The organism is Sphaerospermopsis sp. FACHB-1094, from assembly GCF_014696195.1.
Classification (GTDB): Bacteria; Cyanobacteriota; Cyanobacteriia; order Cyanobacteriales; family Nostocaceae; genus Sphaerospermopsis; species Sphaerospermopsis kisseleviana.
The window spans coordinates 61,004-77,519 of sequence record NZ_JACJPT010000016.1 but is presented as its reverse complement, the minus strand read 5'-3'; the positions used below and the strand labels follow the sequence as shown (position 1 = coordinate 77,519).

Here is a 16,516-nt window from a genome sequence, read left to right as displayed (position 1 = left end):
GTCACCAGTCCCCAGTCACCAGTCCCCAGTCACCAGTCCCCAGTCACCAGTCCCCAGTCACCAGTCCCCAGTCACCAGTCCCCAGTCACCAGTCCCCAGTCACCAGTCACCAGTCACCAGTCACCAGTCACCAGTCACCAGTCCCCAGTCACCAATCACCTCATTTACACGCCAGACTCAATGGTGGGATAGGGTTCGTCTGGTTTAGCACTTAATACTTTACTGACATCAACATTTTTGTGTTTCACGCCGTAGTCGTAAGGACCAGTAGTTAAAACAGGCAGTTTCTCAAAATTCTCAATAGCTGGTGGTGAAGTTGTCATCCACTCTAGGGTAAGTCCGCGCCAAGGGTTATTAGGTGCTTTTTCACCATAGAACCAACTCCATACCGCATTGATGATGAAGGGTAATGTGGAAATGGCGAGAATATAAGCTCCATAGGTGCAGATTTCATTCAAAGTGGTAAATTTAGGGTCATATTGGGCAACACGGCGATTCATACCCATCATTCCTAGTTTGTGCATGGGTAAGAAAGACATATTTAAACCCACAATGGTTAAGGCAAAATGAACCTTACCCCAAAATTCGTTCATCATCCGCCCTGTCATTTTCGGAAACCAGTGATAGATAGCGGAGAAAATACCTAACACACTACCACCAAACAGGACATAGTGGAGGTGGGCAACAACAAAATAGGTGTCGTGAACGTGAATATCAAAGGGAACGGATGCCAACATTACACCACTGACACCACCCATAACGAATGTACCCACAAAACCCATAGCAAACAACATGGGGGTATTGAGTTCAATTTTGCCTCCCCACATAGTTGCTAACCAACTAAAGATTTTGATCCCCGTGGGTACAGCGATGATCATGGTGGTGATCATAAAGAACATCCGCAACCAGCCGGGAATACCACTGGTAAACATATGGTGCGCCCAGACGATTAAACCTAAAAAGCTGATAGCCAAAGAAGAATAGGCGATCGCCTTATAACCAAATATCGGTTTCCGCGCATGAACTGGGATAATTTCCGAAATTGCCCCAAAGAAAGGCAAAATCATGATATACACCGCCGGGTGAGAGTAAAACCAGAACATATGCTGGTAAACTACCGGATCACCGCCACCGGTGGGATTAAAAAATGTAGTCCCTGCTAATAAGTCAAAAGATAGGAGAATTAACGCCCCGGCGAGAACTGGTGTAGATAGCAATACTAAAGCCGAAGTTGCTAACATCGCCCAACAAAACAAAGGCATTTGATGGACTCCCATACTGGGAACACGCATTTTTAAGAGGGTGACAATAAAATTAATCGCCCCCAAAATTGACGATGTACCCAACAACAGGACGCTAATGATCCAGATCGCTTCACCCACTTGGCCTGTTACCAAACTGAGGGGAGGGTAAGAAGTCCAACCAGCATCTGGGGCATCACCCACAACCAAACTAGCGATCAGTAATAGACCGGCTGGGGGGATCATCCAAAAAGCCACCGCATTTAAACGAGGAAACGCCATATCCCTAGCCCCGATCATCAGCGGGATGAGATAGTTAGCAAAACCCGCCCCTGCTGGCACGATCCACAAAAAGATCATGATCGTGGCGTGGAGTGTAAACAAGCTGTTATAAACTTCCGGGGTGACAAAATCCACCTCTGGGGTGCGTAATTCTGTCCGCACCAAATCAGCCATTACTCCGCCAATACAGTAAAAAATAAAGGATGTAACCAGATATTGAATACCGATTACTTTATGGTCGGTATTAAAGGTGAAAAATTCCCACCACTTTCTTACCCCTGGTTCTTCCTGGAGGTGAGAAATATTGGTAGTTTCTTGTAATTTTGCTTGGGTCATAGTTTTTTAAAAGGAAATCAAGGAGTCAGGAGATCCAGGAGTCAGAAGTCAGAAAAAAGATAAATATTCCCAGTCACCAGTCACCAGTCCCCAGTCATCTGTGTAAATGCAGCATTTCTGGATGAATGCCCATTTCTTGGATGTAGGGGGCGAGAAATTCATCTACTGTCATATCTGCTGGGTTCATGGCCACAGCTTGATTTAAGTTGTCTTTACTGGCTACTAGCTGTTCTTGCATCCAACTATCAAAAGCCTCTTGGGACTCTACTATTACTTGAGTTTGCATTGCGCCGTGGTATGGTCCACAGAGTTCCGCACACACTACAGTATAAGTACCTTCTTTTCTGGGTGTAAAACGAACTTCTGTTTGTCTACCGGGGATCACATCTTGTTTGAGGCGAAATTCTGGCACCCAAAAAGCATGAATGACATCGTTGGCGCTCATGTTCAGTTCTACTTCTTGGCCGATGGGAACATGAAGTTCTCCCACTGTCACCTCTGTATCTGGGTAGGTGAACAACCAAGCATATTGTAAGGCAGAGACGTTAACAACTAACTGCGGCGCTTGTCCTTCTTTTTCCCGACTTGCGCCCAAGGTGGGAGCGACACTACCCACACCAGGAGCATTTTGCATTTGGGAAATTTCTGTATTACGAACTGCTGCGGTGGCTGGATCTTCCATAGCAGCGTCAAATTTTTCTTGATTCAGATTTGGTTTTGTGCTGCCAGGTGTATCGCTTAAAGTGGCAGCAATAGCAGTTCCCGCCATGGACATTGATTCTTCCATGATTGGTGCTTCATGGACTGAATGGGGATTTAATCCACCAATTTGGTTGTACACATCAAAGCTGTAAACGGAAATGCCAATAACGATAATTGCTGGGATCGCTGTCCAGAGTATTTCTAAAGGTACATTACCTTCAATTGGTGGACCATCTTCGGTGTCACCTGGACGGCGACGGTATTTTAAGACAGAGTAGAGTAAAACGCCTTCAACTATGAGAAATATTCCTATGGAGACGGTCAACATAGCACTAAATAGACCATCTATCAATACGGCTTCATCTGCTGCGGCTGCGGGTAACAGCCCGTGATTTTGACCGTACCAAAGACTGACCAGGGTTAGCACGATGCCTATGATTAGTGTCCAGATCGAACTTGGAATTTTCACGGCTTAACTTAATGGAATTAACTACGTTGATTTCACAGTAACTCACTTACTAAGGTAGTGCAGGGTTGGGTATCTTGACTCTCAATGTCTGAAATTTTTATTAAATTTTTTAACTATGTCGCTAATCTTGAGTAAAGGTATCCATAGTCATTTTGTCAAGAATAAATGATAATTTAAAGCCAAATTTAAGGAAAATTTTAGAAAATTGCCAGTGAAATTTCAATAAATGTCAACAATTAATTATTGCTATCTTAAAAAATGCCTAAATCTTACAGCGAAAAGTTGTGTTGGTGATTCAAAGTATAAGGTAACGTCAATTTTTCAACCCTAGTTCATAAGTTAGGGTGGAGATAGGTGACTGGGGACTGGGGACTGGGGACTGGTGACTGGGGACTGGGGACTGGGGACTGGTGACTGGTGACTGGGGACTGGGGACTGGGGACTAGTGACTGGTGACTGGTGACTGGTGACTGGGGACTGGGGACTAGTGACTGGGGACAGAAAGTAAAAAGCAAAAAGCAAAAGTTAATATTCTCCCCCTGCACCCTGCACCCTGCACCCTGCACCCTGCACCCTGTCCCCCTGCTTCTTCTTCCCCTGCCTCCCCATCTCCCCACATCTCCATTTCCCAACGGTTCAACTCTCGCAATTTAGGTCAATAGACAATTTTAAGAAGCTCTACCTCAAGCGGTGATAAAGTATCAGGTATCGTTGATGAACGAATTTGTCCTAGAACAACAAAATGAAGCGGCCGCACCACAAAACAGCCCCAAGGAAGTGATTCGTCGCTTGGTGTGGAAAATTTGCATAGCTACTTTAATTTTGATGGCTATAGGCAGTGCCACCCGCGTGATGAATGCTGGTCTTGCTTGTCCAGACTGGCCTTTGTGTTATGGGGAATTAGTGCCGGCTAAACAAATGAATCTCCAGGTTTTCTTGGAGTGGTTTCACAGATTAGATGCAGCTTTGATTGGCTTTAGCGCGATCGCCTTAGCTGGTTTATCCTGGTGGCATCGTCGGGTTTTACCTCACTGGTTGCCTTGGGCTGCAACTTTTGCTTTGTTTTTAATTGTCTTCCAAGGGATTTTAGGAGGACTTACCGTTACCGAATTGTTGCGGTTTGATATTGTGACTGCCCATTTGGGAACGGCGTTATTATTTTTCACTACCCTTTTAGTTATTGGTACGGCACTTAGCCCTTATCAAGGTACGGGAACTGTAGGAAAACTGCCTTGGGTGGGTTTGGTTGCTGCGGTTTTGGTTTATCTGCAAAGTTTACTCGGCGCTTTGGTAGGTTCTCGCTGGGCTTTGCATCAGTGTTTTGCTGGGGATCAACTTTGTGGTGTGATGTATAGCCACATTTTTGGTTTAGTACCACCAACGTTAGCAATTTTAGCTGTTGTCTTAATTTCCTGGCGTACACCTGCTTTACATCCTGCTTTACGAAAATTGGCAAATATGGCAGGTGGGTTATTGATTTTACAACTGCTGTTAGGTGTTGCCACCTTCCGGTTACATCTACAAGTCGAACCTCTCACCGTAACTCACCAAGCTGTCGGTGCTACTTTGTTGGGTACTTTGGTGGTATTTACGGTTTTAGCTTTGCGTGACAGCACGGTTAGTCATGCTAATGGGTAATTGGTAATGGGTAATTGGTAATGGGTAATTGGTAATGGGTAATGGGTAATTGGTAATTGGTAATTGGTAATTGGTAATGGGTAATGGGTAGTTGGGTAATGGCTAATGGGTGATTAATCGTCCCAGTCCCCAATCACCAGTCCCCAATCACCAGTCCCCAATCACCAGTCCCCAATCACCAGTCCCCAATCACCAGTCCCCTCAGTTATTAACAAATTTAAGCAAAGAGAGAGAGCTAACATGATTGAGACTAATGTCTCTCGTCGCCACCATGATTCATTTTTTCAGGTGATTCAAAGTTATTATCAGCTAACTAAGCCCCGGATTATTCCGTTGCTTTTGATTACAACGGCTGGTAGTATGTGGATTGCTGCTAAAGGGCAAGTTAATCCTTGGCTATTGTTAGTAACGCTGCTTGGTGGTACTTTGGCTGCTGCCAGCGCCCAAACAATTAATTGTATCTATGACCGCGATATAGATTATGACATGGAAAGGACGCGCCATCGTCCTATGCCTTCTGGTAGGGTGCAGCCTCGTGATGCGTTGATTTTTGCGATCGCTCTGGCTGTGGGTTCTTTTACTCTCTTGGCTGTTTTCGCCAATCTCTTGGCTGCACTTTTAGCATTTTCTGGTATCGTTTTTTATGTCTTGGTCTATACCCATTGGCTAAAACGCCACAGCACTCAAAATATTGTGATTGGTGGTGCTGCGGGTGCGATTCCAGCTTTGGTTGGTTGGGCTGCGGTGACAGATACTTTAAGTTGGGCAGCTTGGTTAATTTTTGCCATTGTCTTTTTATGGACTCCGCCTCATTTCTGGGCTTTGGCGTTGATGATTCGGGATGATTACGCAAAAGTAGGGATTCCGATGTTACCTGTGGTTGCAGGTGATAAAGCCACAGTGAGGCAAATTTGGTTTTACACGGTAATTACTGTAACTTCTACTGTGCTGCTGTTTTATCCTTTACACGCTAGTGGTATTGTGTATGTGGTAATTGCTTTGACTTTGGGTGGGGTATTTGTCCATAAGTCTTGGCGGTTGTTACAAAACCCAGAGGATAAAACTGTTGCTAGGGAGTTATTTCTATATTCCATCTCTTACATGATGTTGCTGTGTTTGGGGATGGTGGTTGATAGTTTACCAATTACTCATCATCTTGTGAGTACAATTCTTACTCAGTTGCATTTGCTTGGTTAAGAAATTTACACAAATAAATGCAACAAAAAAGCGATCGCATTTCTGAGTTTTGGGGGTGCGATCGCTTTTTTTAGGTGACTGGGGACTGGGGACAGGTGACAGTAGAGATACTCGTTCCTAGTCTCTGACTAGAACACCGATTCATTAATCGTAAGGGCGAAGCATTCGGACAGAATATCAATGGTTTCAGTGATAGGTTATCACCCGAATGCTTCGCCCCTACTGAATCGACGTTCTAGGAATGCTATGATAGAGTCTCTGACTCTAATTTTACTCAAGGCAGAGCCTTTAATAATTCATTCCCATACAGAGTATGGGAACGAGAAATAACGAGAAATATTTATTGTACCCAGTCACCAGTCACCAATCATCAATCACCAATTTTTACAAATCGTAAATTAAACACTCTAGGGCATCTGGATACATTTCACAGTAGCTTTCTAGGGATGTTTGACGATGTTTTGCTTGTTGTTGATGGGCTTTTTCGGCTTGCAATTCTTCGACGATATCCCAAGCTACTGCACAGTTAGGGGAATTAATACCATTTTGATCACAAACTTCTCTGGCTTCGGCAATAGCGTCTAGTATTGCTTGTTCAATGGTTTTTTCTTGTTTTTTTTCGGAGTTGTTTGCAGCGTTAACTCCGTTGCAGGTTGTCATGATACTTTCACCTTTTTTCGAGTGAGATAAAGATTGATATGGGGGTAATAAGGGATATCAATTAATTCTGATTCTGATGGTGATATCCTCTGAAAACTTCATCAAGCAGTATTGGCTCAACTCTGATTAATGTTAACAATTTAAAGAGATTTTTTTAGTTAATTATTATACTGTTTTTGTGGTTGAGATTTAATCCCCTTGCGGGGAAGAGAGATGGGATAAAAATTAATCTAATTATCTCATCCAGCATCTCACGGATTGGTTTATCCGTCTCCTTTTGGGAGTTAGTCTGACTAGATTACTTGAGTGTTAGTCAGCATCTCACGGATGTTTGTTTCCGTCCCCTTCCGAGGATTCAAATTTTAACTACTTAGTAGTTGTTTAATTTGCTGTAGCTTTTGAAAAGAATCTGTCACTGTGAATCTATTATTAGTATAATATACTTTGGCATTAGTGCTTAAATTCTGTAAATACCTAGCTTTTCTACTTTCTTGTTCTAAATAAGCATAGGCTTTGCGTAAATTTGGATTACCTAGTTCTTGAGAAATATCATCAACATATTTCCTGCGTGATGTATGACGAGATTCTTTATCATCTGCTTTGTATTCCGCGTGTATATCAAAGCCACTAACACAAGCATAATACTCTACCCAATGTAATGCAGCATAAAAGCACATTGTTACAGCCCAATCTGGATAATCAGCTTCTATGCTACGTGCGGCTTTTTCATTGCTTTTAGCTTGCTCAAGGTAGATGTCACAAGTCATTTTCGGAGCTTGGGTAGAGATAATTTAACACTCAACTAATTTGATAGATAGACATCAGCGAACTTGGCCTATCAATTTTTGTACCTTGTTTGTGATCTGACGTACAAATAACTGGTGTAGAATCTTTAAGTAAAGGCAGTTCTTCCAGTATTTGAGTATGAAAATACCACTTTTCGCCAGATTTATCCCTAAGTTTCCATTCATATTCAATCACTATATCTTCCAGCTTTTCCCAATTTTCATAAGATAATTCTGTATCTTTTTCTAACTCTATGTCAAAATTAATCTCATGAAGGTCTGGAAAATTTTTAGCTATAGCCCTGACTCTTTTTACACTAGGAAATGCAGATAACTTATTTGTCAGTTCTTTGATTTCAGGAATAACATTAGAACTGCCAAATTTGTCAGTGTTAATTAAGTGTAAGTCAAATGAGCTAAATTTTTTCCAAGTTGTATGCTGGGAAATTGGTACTAAACCCTTATTTGTCATTGTGTTCATACTAAAAGTCATTATTCTTCCCTTAAAAATTCATTAAGACGCTCTCTTAAAAAAGTGGCTTGTTGTCGAGTAAATGCAAAATTTGCTATTGGATTTTCTGACAGCGTTTCTGAATCTTGCTCATCGGTGAAAGGAGTATCTGAAAGTATTCCCGCTATCAAGATTCCACCTTGACTATCAATTGCTATACGTACACCGGTCACTAAATATATTTTCTTGTTAACTAACTCACTCATAACGTTTTTTTCTTAATTGTTATCTTTTATAATAACAGGAAGGCGAAAACAGGTCTATAAAACAAAGACTTTCGCCTTCCTAATTATTTTTTAGCAAGAGCAAGCTAAGAAGATAGAAATATCTCTTAACCTAGCTTGTCTCTGATTCACTAAAAAGCTATACTATAAACATAGTAGTTGTTGTTGTGCTAACCACTGATTGAGAGAAAGCTAATACTGTTACGATTTTATAATCGGTAACAGATAAATAGTGTTTTTGAAACGAGGTAGATTGAGTTGATGCAGAATAGCACTCCAGTAATCTAAAATTTGACCTGATTTCATTCATAAAACAAAGACTCCTATTTGAGTTATTAATTCTACACATTCATAGTAACACTGAATATCAATTTTGACAAGATGAGCAAATTAGTTTAATAAAAAATTTGTCAATCTAATCAACACACTTGATACTTTTAATACTCCCATCCTCTTTCAGAGCAGCAATTTTCACCTTCACAGTTTGTCCTTCCTGAAGTAAAGCTGCTTTTTTCGGTTCTTTCTCAGTCAACTTAATGACTCCCAATATTTCATAACTAACCTTATTACCACTGATTTTAGTAACTTTCGCTTCTATTACATCACCTTCTTTAAACTCTTGAGATTCGGTAACTTTAGCTATTTCCGATTGACGTGCTGACTCTACAACTGATGCTGCGGGTGTGATAATTTCCCCCACAGGAACACCTGCATCTTTGTAATATCGCATTAAGCGAGATACCCAACCTAAAATTTGCAGGATGGTATGAGCATCACTGTTATTTTTGAAATACTGACTACAGGTAATTTCTATATTGCGATAATATCCCAGGGTTTTACCACTGTGTCCGATTTGTTTACCATCTTTAACTAAGGTTTTGAGGTATGTTAAAAATCGGGATGTAGCATCAGATTTATCAATAATTGTCCGCAGATATGCAAGGATTTTACCTACTTCGTTGACATCTGTATCTTCTTGGACTAAAGTTTGTGCGATCGCATGAGCAATTTCCCATTGTCCATCTGTTAAACTCATAATTAATACATTCCTTCTGGTGGTAATCTATCACTGGGATAACGTAAAATAGCCGCAAGTTCTTCTAGTTGCTGTTTTTGAATCAAGCGTGAATGTGCAATTTGAATATATTTCTGGATAAATTGCACTAATTTCACTCCAGTTAATTCATCATCTTCGCTAATTTCATAAGTTGAATAACGCTGTTTTAGATTTTGTGGTTGATTGATTTTATCTACATTTACTGTCATTGTTCCCATTCCAATAGGTTTACCACCTCCTACTTTTAAAGCTATGGGATATTTTTTGTCTTGTCCTAAAACAATTAGTAATGTTCCTAATTCTTCAGGAAGTAAATTTTTAAATTGTATTTCTGTTTTAAATGTATATTCTCTTCCTGCTTGTTGTACAGAAATTCCTTCTTTTTGTCCTTTATCAATCGCTTTAGAAGTATTAAAATAAAACTTTCTTCCAGCTACTTTACCATTAATAAAGTATGCCTTACTTTGGTCTGGACGAGGACGATATAAAGAAGGCATAAATCCTGTGGAGAAATTGACTATTTCACAATTAGCATCATTAAATTCTATCAAACCTTGCCAATCTAATGCACCAAATACCCGACTAGCAGGACAAAGTTTTTCTTTATTTTTACAAGATAAACGTTCTGGAGGAATTTTATCTTTATATCTAGATGTAATTACGGGTAAGGTGCTATTAGTAATTGCTTCATATACAGAACGAATGCAACCTTTTAAAGAACTTCCTTGAATTGATAATTTATTATCAACTCCTTGCACCATTGTTTTAATTAGGGAAATTTTTGTCCCAATATCGCTACCTAAAACTACTGCACCTGTGGAAACATGAAGGGGTGTTTGCACTTTTAAAGTCAGGTAAAGTGTACCGTGCAAACGATTTTGATCATATTTATGATGTCCATAGGGACGCTGTAAGTTAGGTCTGTCTTTGGGAAAGGATACAAAATTATAAGGTTTGGCATTTTCTGACTGAGATGCACTTTTAGGAATTGGTTTTTTCGGTGGTTGGTAAGTCATGTTTATGATTATAATGTGAGTGCTACAAAATGAACTGTTGCAGTTGTTTGATCTAGAAAATATCGTTGTTTTATTTCTAGATGTTTGGGATAATTAAAACCTTTAGGAAAGCGGGTTTCTGTAGATGGATAAAAATACGCATTTCTTTCTTCTATTTGCCATTCTTTTTCTAATGGTTTAAATTCTGAATTTGCACCATTCATACTTAAAAGTAAAACTTCATAAGTATTATCTTTTTTGTATTTCCATCTTAGTTCAAATTGATCATTAAATATTTGTCCTTCTAACATAGGAAATTGAAATTGATCACTAATTGAGTTTTTCTGCAATTTATTAATTCCACTGACTCTATGAGTCCAACGTAGAAAATAATAGGTATTATCTGTGATTGATTTATTGATTAATTCTAATAAATGCTCAACAGATACAGGATGTTCTTTATATCCGATAAAAGCTGTCATTTTGCACCTACTAATACTTGAGTCCAAGACCTAACACCACGTTCAAATAAATCATTAACTGTTCCTTCTTTCCAAGTTAATTCCACACCAAATCCTAAAGCCATTTCTTGAGCAGCAACAGGTGTATCTTGACTATCTTTAGAAGAAAAACCATATAATTTCGCGTCATTTTCTGTTAAAAATTCACCTACACCTAAAAGATGAGTATTTCGCCATTTTTTATTACTACCAAAAGCGCAAATTTCTTGTTTATTCTCTGATAAAACACACCCAGGATACTGCACGATGGCTTTATTTAACTTAACTTCTACAGTACCCAAACCGCGAGATTTAGCGAAACCTAACCCAAACCAACCATCGTTTAAATCACGCAATACTAAACCAATTAAACCTAACTGTGCCAGGGTGAAGTTTTTTAAATGTAATTTGGTTTTAAATTCTCCCGCAGTGCAAACTTGATAATTGAATAATGCTCCTGGTATTGTTGAACCAAATACTCTATCTATTGCTACACCGTTTCTTTCTTCGGTTCTTACTGGTTTTGATTTTTCTGGATAAGCATCTTCTATTCTGAGTCTACTTGCAATAGAAGTATTACCAAACATTTGATCAGTAAATGATGATTGTTTATAGATTTCATGACTTGATAAGTTTTTAGGTAAATAATCACCTTTCATTGGGTCACTGGCCCAAAGTTTTTGGGTATTATTATCACCTCCTACTGTTCTGACAATACGTTCAGCATGGGCGCGAATTGCACCTTTTAAACTGCTTCCGGGTAAGTATATAGTACGTCCTCCAGCGTGATAGGTTTCCACAAATTCCATGTCTGGTTTTGTGGGATCTGCACCTTCTTTTCCAGATTTTATCAGAATTGGACCATCGGGGATGATGGTTAAATCTATGGTGCAATGATTTACGAATTTTTTGTGCATAATGTTAATTGATTCAGGTAAATTTAAGCAGCAGATAAAACTAAATTATTTAACTTTGGCTTCGGTATAGGTAACTTGAAAAGCTTTGAGGACTTCACCGATGGTTTTGTAATTACTGAAAGCCATTTTTTGACCTCTTATTAAAGATAATATAGTTTTTGTGTAATTAATAATTGACGCGATCGCACTCTGCTGGCAGTATTAAACATCAGTAAACGTGATGTAGCTTCACCAATAGAAGTAATACCAATGATTTCTCCATTTTTTATAGTAAAGTGTTCTGTCCAAATTTGTAAACGATTAGCAGAAATTAAATTATTGGTCATTTTTCATCATACTGTAAGCTCTAGCTTTACTTAAAATCATTAATTGATCTAATTGTTCATAAACTTCTAATTCGCTATTTTCTAATTCAGAAATTGTCCCCATACGGCTTTTTTCTAATAAAGTTTCCAATCTGTTTTGTGCTTGATTTGAAACTTTAAATTTGGCTATTTGTTCTGGGGTTGGTTGTTGAATTAAAAAGTCTAAGACCTCAGTATAAGTTGTTGGTAGATCACTGGAATCGGCTAAGGTTAATGGTTCTGGTGTATGGGATTCTATCAGTTGTGAAAGTAGTTCTGGAAGACGATGTAATATTGGTTGTAATCGGTTAGCTAATTCATCTGGTACTTGTATTGTTAGTTGTGCCATTTTGATTAATAATGATGATGTTTATTTTTATGTTAACTCCATTTGGGTGAGATGGGGAAGTTTACAAGATTAATTTTGATGCGTTTATCTGTAACGCAATCTACGGAAGATTTAAGCTGTTGTTTCGATTACATCTTTTTGAGATATTTGCTTGTTTAAATGATCAATTAATTGATGTACCCATTCATCTCTATAATCTGCTGCATCTTCATAAGCGGTTTCATCTCCCATAACTAATTTTTGAAGATATTGCAACATAAATTTTGGATCGTCTTCAACATCAACCCAGCGCATTTTTTCTATATTTAGTTTAACAACTCCTAAACCGCGAGAACGTCCACCACCAAGGGGAATTTGTTCGGTTTCAAATTGGTGTAACCCAATCATTAATAATCCTAGTTCCCAAGGTTCTGCATTTTCAACTATGGCATGAAATTGAAATTCTGTACTTGCTGGTACTACTTGAAAATCGTAGAGTTTACCATCTGCTGCGGTTTCTGTGTCTCTATCAATTGCTACTCCGTCTCTTTCTTGATATTGTCCAAACCAGGTGTTAGGTACTACGTTTAAATCTCTGATTTGAAATTTACTTGCTATCCAAGGTGAACCAAAGAGGCGAGAGATTAAATCTGTCATTTCTAACAAATTTTCTGTTAATTGAAAGTCATTATCTTTGTATTTATCTTTTAAATATTTAACCTCATTGTTTCTAGTTGTAGTTGTCAAATCTGCGGGATCTTCTGCCAAACTGGGATCAATTCCTCTGAGGAAACTTTCAAGACGGGATCTTAAAGCACCTTTAAAGCTAGAACCGGGGATTAATGGTTGTCCTAGTGCGTCTTTGATGACGGGTAAATCTGTGCCGATGGGTTCGGTGGAACGTCCCGCACTTATGCGTAATGCGGTGATTGTTGTGAGTTTTCCGGTGATTTCTAGGCGGTTTTTGAATGTGTCGAACATAATGATTATACCACTTATAATTAATTAATTGAGACGGAGACAACTAAATATGTCCTCAACAGATATTTCCCATGCTGTTAAAGAATTTAAAACAGGTAAAAAGTCTTGATTTTGCTTAATTTCTGGTAGTTGATGGGGTAAAAAAGTCATGATTAAACGTTCTTGAGGGTCAATAAGCCAACCTAATTCAGTACCATGTTTTAAGCAAAATAAAATATTGTTAATTACACGGGTTGAACTTTGTTCAGGTGATAAAATTTCAATTGTCCAATTAGGAGGAATTGTAAATTCATTTTGAATTTCTCCATTATTATCAAGGGGAATTAATTCCCACTTAAAAATACTGATATCTGGAACAAGAGAACGACCTGCAAAGGTGCAACGCAGTTCTGTAAATGCACGAGCTATTTTTTTAGGTATGCTAATTTGATTAATAGCAGGTGCTAAAAATGTTTGTATGGCACTGTGTTTACCTTTAGGCATTGGTTTTTGGTAGATGTTACCATCAATATATTCACTCGCTGGTTTTGTTTCTGGTAGTTTGAGGAAGTCTGTTAAGGAGATTAAAGTGGAGACGGGAGTGGAGGTCATAGTTTTAGAAACTATACAGTAGGACTAAATAAATTTATTCTGTGAACATTATAGACTTAATCAAGGGATTAAATTTCTAGGTCAGTTGGAAATTGAGGAGGTTGTATTTGTGGTTTATTGCTAACTACAGAACTGATGGCAGATTTAATGAAGTTAACAAATACTTCGCTGACATTTTCATAGTCAGTGCTAGTAATTGGCTTAAATCCATGAGCAAATAATGAGTTATTTCTAACTTCTAAAGCATTGATGATTTTATTAGCATTTTCTAGGTATATTTTACCTATAGGATCATCAGGAAGTTCACTTAAAAGATCATAGCTACTTCTTAAAGCTATTTGGATTTTTCCCTTGACATTAGAACGTTTTTTCTCATATTTATCCCGTAAATTTTCTGGTAATTTCGCAGTATCAATATCACCTGTTTTAATACCATAGGTTTTCAACAACCGAATTTGAGCTAATAATTCCAAAGCTCTATAAAGTCTTCCTACTGCATCATCATAACGTTGTTGTTCAGCGCGTCTTTCTGCATTTAATATTAAATCTTGAACTATTTCATAACCATTTCCTTCTGTAGCATTACTAGAATCAAATTTTTCATCTATTTGTCCTCTACTATTAATTACTCGTTTGAGAAATAGAACTAGATTCCTAATAACTGGATTTTTCATTTGAGGTTCTAATAACTCTAAAGCATCTCTATGTTCAAATCTATCCCAAGCATCTAAACCTGAACAACAAGCATATAAAGTTTGGATTTGTCGTTTAATATCAGATGGTAATGCCATTGATGATAAAAGACGTTTTAGTTGTGCGATCGCTGCTGGATAGTTGTACTGTTGTAGGAAAATAGGTAAAAATTGTTCTAGAGTCCGTTGTACAACTACAGGTGCTACTGTTGCTTGTCCTGTTAATTCTCCTCGTTCAACTTTAATAATATTTGTGCGGACGGCTGTAGTTACATATAATGTAAGTTGATAATCCACAGATGCCATTGCTAAACCTACAGACATGGATTTAGTACCACCTGTATAATCAGCCATCATTTGAGCATCTGCAACAGTTTCCTGAATCTTCTGAATACATAATGATGCTTTCAGATAGCATTCTGATAAATCATCTGGTTCTTCAATCAAGATTACATCTCTATCTGGTTGAAATTTATCACCTAGTCCTATTTGTGTAGGAATATTGGGCAACTTTTCAATTACTTCTGTTCCGCGTCTTACTTCACAAGGTGTTCCGCTTCCTATTACTTGCGATTTACTACCTTTGGGACCATCAGAACAAAGAAAAACCACTCGATCTGGTTGCAATTCACGAATAGCGGTGATGATAGGTTGATGAGAACCACCGACTGTAATAAAAAGAATTTTCGGCATGATTTAATTTTCTCCTGATCAATGAATTGTTAAAATGATTAATGATTTAATTAAGCTATTAAAGCTGTGTGTTACCGGCTAAGATAACCAAGACAAAGTAGATAAAGTTGAGTTAAATGTAAATGAGATATTATTTATTGATTTAACGCCTTAAATACGTAGGATCTTGCATTTCTTTAGTCAAAATCTCAGTTATATTCATGAGTTTATCACCTGATACAACTACCACTTTATTATTTTTCGCTGTATTTATAAATTCTTCATCTATATCATACTCGCTTGTTATGAATATCTTCACACAGTAATTAGATCCCAATTTATCAGCCTTTGATACAAGGTCATACAAATCTTTAGATTTTAATTTTCCACCAGTTTTACACTCACAAATCATAGCATTAGCACTATTTAAACAAAAGACATCTATTTCACCTCTATAGTTATCAATTGTCACGCCTATTTCTACAGAATCAAATTTACACAATTTAGCAGAAGAATATACAAATACTTCTAACCAGCCACCCGCTATGAAAGAATAATTCTCCTTCGTTTCAATTCTGAATTTTATATTTCCATTTAATTTCTGCAATTTACTGAGCAACGATAAACTTTCTAATTTTTGCAAAAATCCTTCTAAATCACTAATTGATACACCTAATTTCGTAAATTCTGTTTCATTTATATTAAATCCTTTTGGTGCTGTTTTAATAGTATCTGCATCTCCAGAATTTTTGCGGATTACATAAAGAATTTTTCTTGCAATTTCAAGATTATCTACTATATATTGTGCTGTATTCTCTATATATCTTTCACAAACTAATTGCCGTCTAAATATGTTAAGTCCATACATAGCGACATAATTTTCTACGGTTAATCGCTTATTAAATGATAAAGGTTGTCTACCAAAAACTAATGGAATAATCTGTGATTGATCGGTGTTAACACTAAAAACCAATACGTCTTTAAATTTTTCCTGAACATAGCTATAAACTGAAATAGCCATAGTTTGAGGAACTGATGTCAAGTTTACATATTTTATTTGTTTGACATCTTGACAAAGTTTTTTAGTAGCCATATACACTTCATCAAATTTATTAGGATCAACAGTTATGACATCAGTTTCATTATTAAAAATTAAGTCTTGTCGGTTCTGTTTTATGACAGTTTCTACATTTTTTTGATATTGTAAATATTGTCCTCCTTTACACAATATAAACTTAATTTTATCAACTTCATCGAGAAATTGAAGAACTCCTGCAACGGTTGGAACAGCACTCCGTCCTCCAATTAAAACTAGCATTACTTTTTCCGACATATTTCAATACCTCAATTTCTTAAAATTGCTTGGTTAATTATTAGCTGTATATTGGGTAATT

The 16,516-nt window shown here is 37.7% G+C and carries 21 protein-coding genes and 1 pseudogene; 4 read left to right on the top strand and 18 right to left on the bottom strand.

The window, feature by feature from the left end:
• Positions 1 to 192: pseudogene (locus H6F47_RS07595) on the top strand (hypothetical protein); the annotation flags it as partial.
• On the opposite strand, the gene ctaD reads toward H6F47_RS07595, so the two are convergent.
• The 3 genes from ctaD to H6F47_RS07580 all read right to left on the bottom strand — a co-directional run bounded on the left by ctaD (position 165) and on the right by H6F47_RS07580 (position 3,552).
• Positions 165 to 1,859: a cytochrome c oxidase subunit I gene (gene ctaD / locus H6F47_RS07590; RefSeq protein ID WP_096569696.1), complete on the bottom strand. Its 1,695-nt coding sequence runs from the start codon at positions 1,857 to 1,859 to the stop codon at positions 165 to 167. The pseudogene H6F47_RS07595 and the gene ctaD sit on opposite strands and share 28 nt — an antisense overlap.
• Positions 1,860 to 1,953: 94 nt before the next feature.
• On the bottom strand, positions 1,954 to 3,030 hold the full coding sequence (locus tag H6F47_RS07585) for a cytochrome c oxidase subunit II transmembrane domain-containing protein (protein WP_190648384.1): 1,077 nt from the start codon (positions 3,028 to 3,030) through the stop codon (positions 1,954 to 1,956).
• A gap of 339 nt (positions 3,031 to 3,369) precedes the next feature.
• Positions 3,370 to 3,552, bottom strand: a complete 183-nt coding sequence (locus tag H6F47_RS07580; RefSeq protein ID WP_190648381.1) for a hypothetical protein — start codon at positions 3,550 to 3,552, stop codon at positions 3,370 to 3,372.
• A 192-nt stretch (positions 3,553 to 3,744) separates the two neighbouring features.
• Between H6F47_RS07580 and H6F47_RS07575 the strand changes: the two genes are divergently transcribed.
• Positions 3,745 to 4,668, top strand: a complete 924-nt coding sequence (locus H6F47_RS07575; RefSeq protein ID WP_190648378.1) for a heme A synthase — start codon at positions 3,745 to 3,747, stop codon at positions 4,666 to 4,668.
• On the opposite strand, the gene H6F47_RS07570 is transcribed toward H6F47_RS07575, so the two are convergent.
• Positions 4,658 to 4,801, bottom strand: coding sequence for an alpha/beta hydrolase (locus H6F47_RS07570; protein WP_190648374.1), 144 nt, complete (start codon positions 4,799 to 4,801; stop codon positions 4,658 to 4,660). The genes H6F47_RS07575 and H6F47_RS07570 overlap by 11 nt on opposite strands.
• Between H6F47_RS07570 and H6F47_RS28445 the strand changes: the two genes are divergently transcribed.
• Both H6F47_RS28445 and H6F47_RS07565 read left to right on the top strand, forming a co-directional pair.
• Positions 4,778 to 4,912 (top strand): hypothetical protein, encoded by a 135-nt coding sequence (locus H6F47_RS28445; protein WP_277877137.1) that lies wholly within the window; start codon positions 4,778 to 4,780, stop codon positions 4,910 to 4,912. The two genes, H6F47_RS07570 and H6F47_RS28445, sit on opposite strands and share 24 nt — an antisense overlap.
• Complete coding sequence (locus H6F47_RS07565; protein ID WP_096569704.1) at positions 4,909 to 5,865, top strand: heme o synthase; 957 nt, start codon at positions 4,909 to 4,911, stop codon at positions 5,863 to 5,865. Before H6F47_RS28445 ends, H6F47_RS07565 begins: the two co-directional genes overlap by 4 nt.
• A 384-nt stretch (positions 5,866 to 6,249) precedes the next feature.
• Here the strand turns inward: H6F47_RS07565 and H6F47_RS07560 are convergent, their stop codons facing one another.
• The 14 genes from H6F47_RS07560 to H6F47_RS07495 all read right to left on the bottom strand — a co-directional run bounded on the left by H6F47_RS07560 (position 6,250) and on the right by H6F47_RS07495 (position 16,455).
• The gene (locus H6F47_RS07560) at positions 6,250 to 6,525 is read right to left on the bottom strand and encodes a Calvin cycle protein CP12 (RefSeq protein ID WP_096569706.1); all 276 of its coding nucleotides are present in this window, start codon (positions 6,523 to 6,525) and stop codon (positions 6,250 to 6,252) included.
• A gap of 362 nt (positions 6,526 to 6,887) precedes the next feature.
• Complete coding sequence (locus H6F47_RS07555; protein WP_190648371.1) at positions 6,888 to 7,292, bottom strand: hypothetical protein; 405 nt, start codon at positions 7,290 to 7,292, stop codon at positions 6,888 to 6,890.
• Positions 7,293 to 7,323: 31 nt separating this feature from the next.
• On the bottom strand, positions 7,324 to 7,803 hold the full coding sequence (locus H6F47_RS07550; RefSeq protein ID WP_096569710.1) for a hypothetical protein: 480 nt from the start codon (positions 7,801 to 7,803) through the stop codon (positions 7,324 to 7,326).
• Positions 7,803 to 8,027 (bottom strand): hypothetical protein, encoded by a 225-nt coding sequence (locus H6F47_RS07545; RefSeq protein WP_137667157.1) that lies wholly within the window; start codon positions 8,025 to 8,027, stop codon positions 7,803 to 7,805. Before H6F47_RS07545 ends, H6F47_RS07550 begins: the two co-directional genes overlap by 1 nt.
• 433 nt (positions 8,028 to 8,460) lie before the next feature.
• Entirely contained in the window at positions 8,461 to 9,081 is a 621-nt protein-coding gene (locus tag H6F47_RS07540; RefSeq protein WP_190648365.1) for a hypothetical protein, read from the bottom strand.
• A 2-nt stretch (positions 9,082 to 9,083) separates the two neighbouring features.
• Positions 9,084 to 10,118: an RAMP superfamily CRISPR-associated protein gene (locus H6F47_RS07535; RefSeq protein WP_190648362.1), complete on the bottom strand. Its 1,035-nt coding sequence runs from the start codon at positions 10,116 to 10,118 to the stop codon at positions 9,084 to 9,086.
• Between the two features lie 8 nt (positions 10,119 to 10,126).
• Positions 10,127 to 10,579, bottom strand: coding sequence for a hypothetical protein (locus H6F47_RS07530; RefSeq protein WP_190648359.1), 453 nt, complete (start codon positions 10,577 to 10,579; stop codon positions 10,127 to 10,129).
• A complete protein-coding gene (locus tag H6F47_RS07525; RefSeq protein WP_190648356.1) occupies positions 10,576 to 11,514 on the bottom strand; it encodes an RAMP superfamily CRISPR-associated protein in 939 nt (312 codons plus the stop codon). Before H6F47_RS07525 ends, H6F47_RS07530 begins: the two co-directional genes overlap by 4 nt.
• 140 nt (positions 11,515 to 11,654) lie before the next feature.
• A complete protein-coding gene (locus H6F47_RS07520) occupies positions 11,655 to 11,840 on the bottom strand; it encodes a hypothetical protein (RefSeq protein ID WP_096569724.1) in 186 nt (61 codons plus the stop codon).
• Positions 11,830 to 12,207, bottom strand: coding sequence for a hypothetical protein (locus H6F47_RS07515; protein ID WP_137667162.1), 378 nt, complete (start codon positions 12,205 to 12,207; stop codon positions 11,830 to 11,832). The genes H6F47_RS07520 and H6F47_RS07515 overlap by 11 nt, the downstream gene beginning before the upstream one ends.
• 111 nt (positions 12,208 to 12,318) lie before the next feature.
• Positions 12,319 to 13,167, bottom strand: coding sequence for a CRISPR-associated RAMP protein Csx7 (gene csx7 / locus H6F47_RS07510; protein ID WP_190648355.1), 849 nt, complete (start codon positions 13,165 to 13,167; stop codon positions 12,319 to 12,321).
• A 24-nt stretch (positions 13,168 to 13,191) separates the two neighbouring features.
• Positions 13,192 to 13,758 carry a Uma2 family endonuclease gene (locus tag H6F47_RS07505; RefSeq protein ID WP_190648351.1) on the bottom strand — a complete coding sequence of 189 codons (567 nt, stop codon included), beginning with the start codon at positions 13,756 to 13,758 and terminating at the stop codon, positions 13,192 to 13,194.
• A gap of 68 nt (positions 13,759 to 13,826) precedes the next feature.
• The gene (locus tag H6F47_RS07500; protein WP_190648348.1) at positions 13,827 to 15,143 is read right to left on the bottom strand and encodes a TIGR02710 family CRISPR-associated CARF protein; all 1,317 of its coding nucleotides are present in this window, start codon (positions 15,141 to 15,143) and stop codon (positions 13,827 to 13,829) included.
• A gap of 142 nt (positions 15,144 to 15,285) precedes the next feature.
• The gene (locus tag H6F47_RS07495; protein WP_190347017.1) at positions 15,286 to 16,455 is read right to left on the bottom strand and encodes a DUF1887 family CARF protein; all 1,170 of its coding nucleotides are present in this window, start codon (positions 16,453 to 16,455) and stop codon (positions 15,286 to 15,288) included.
• Positions 16,456 to 16,516: the final 61 nt, after the last annotated feature.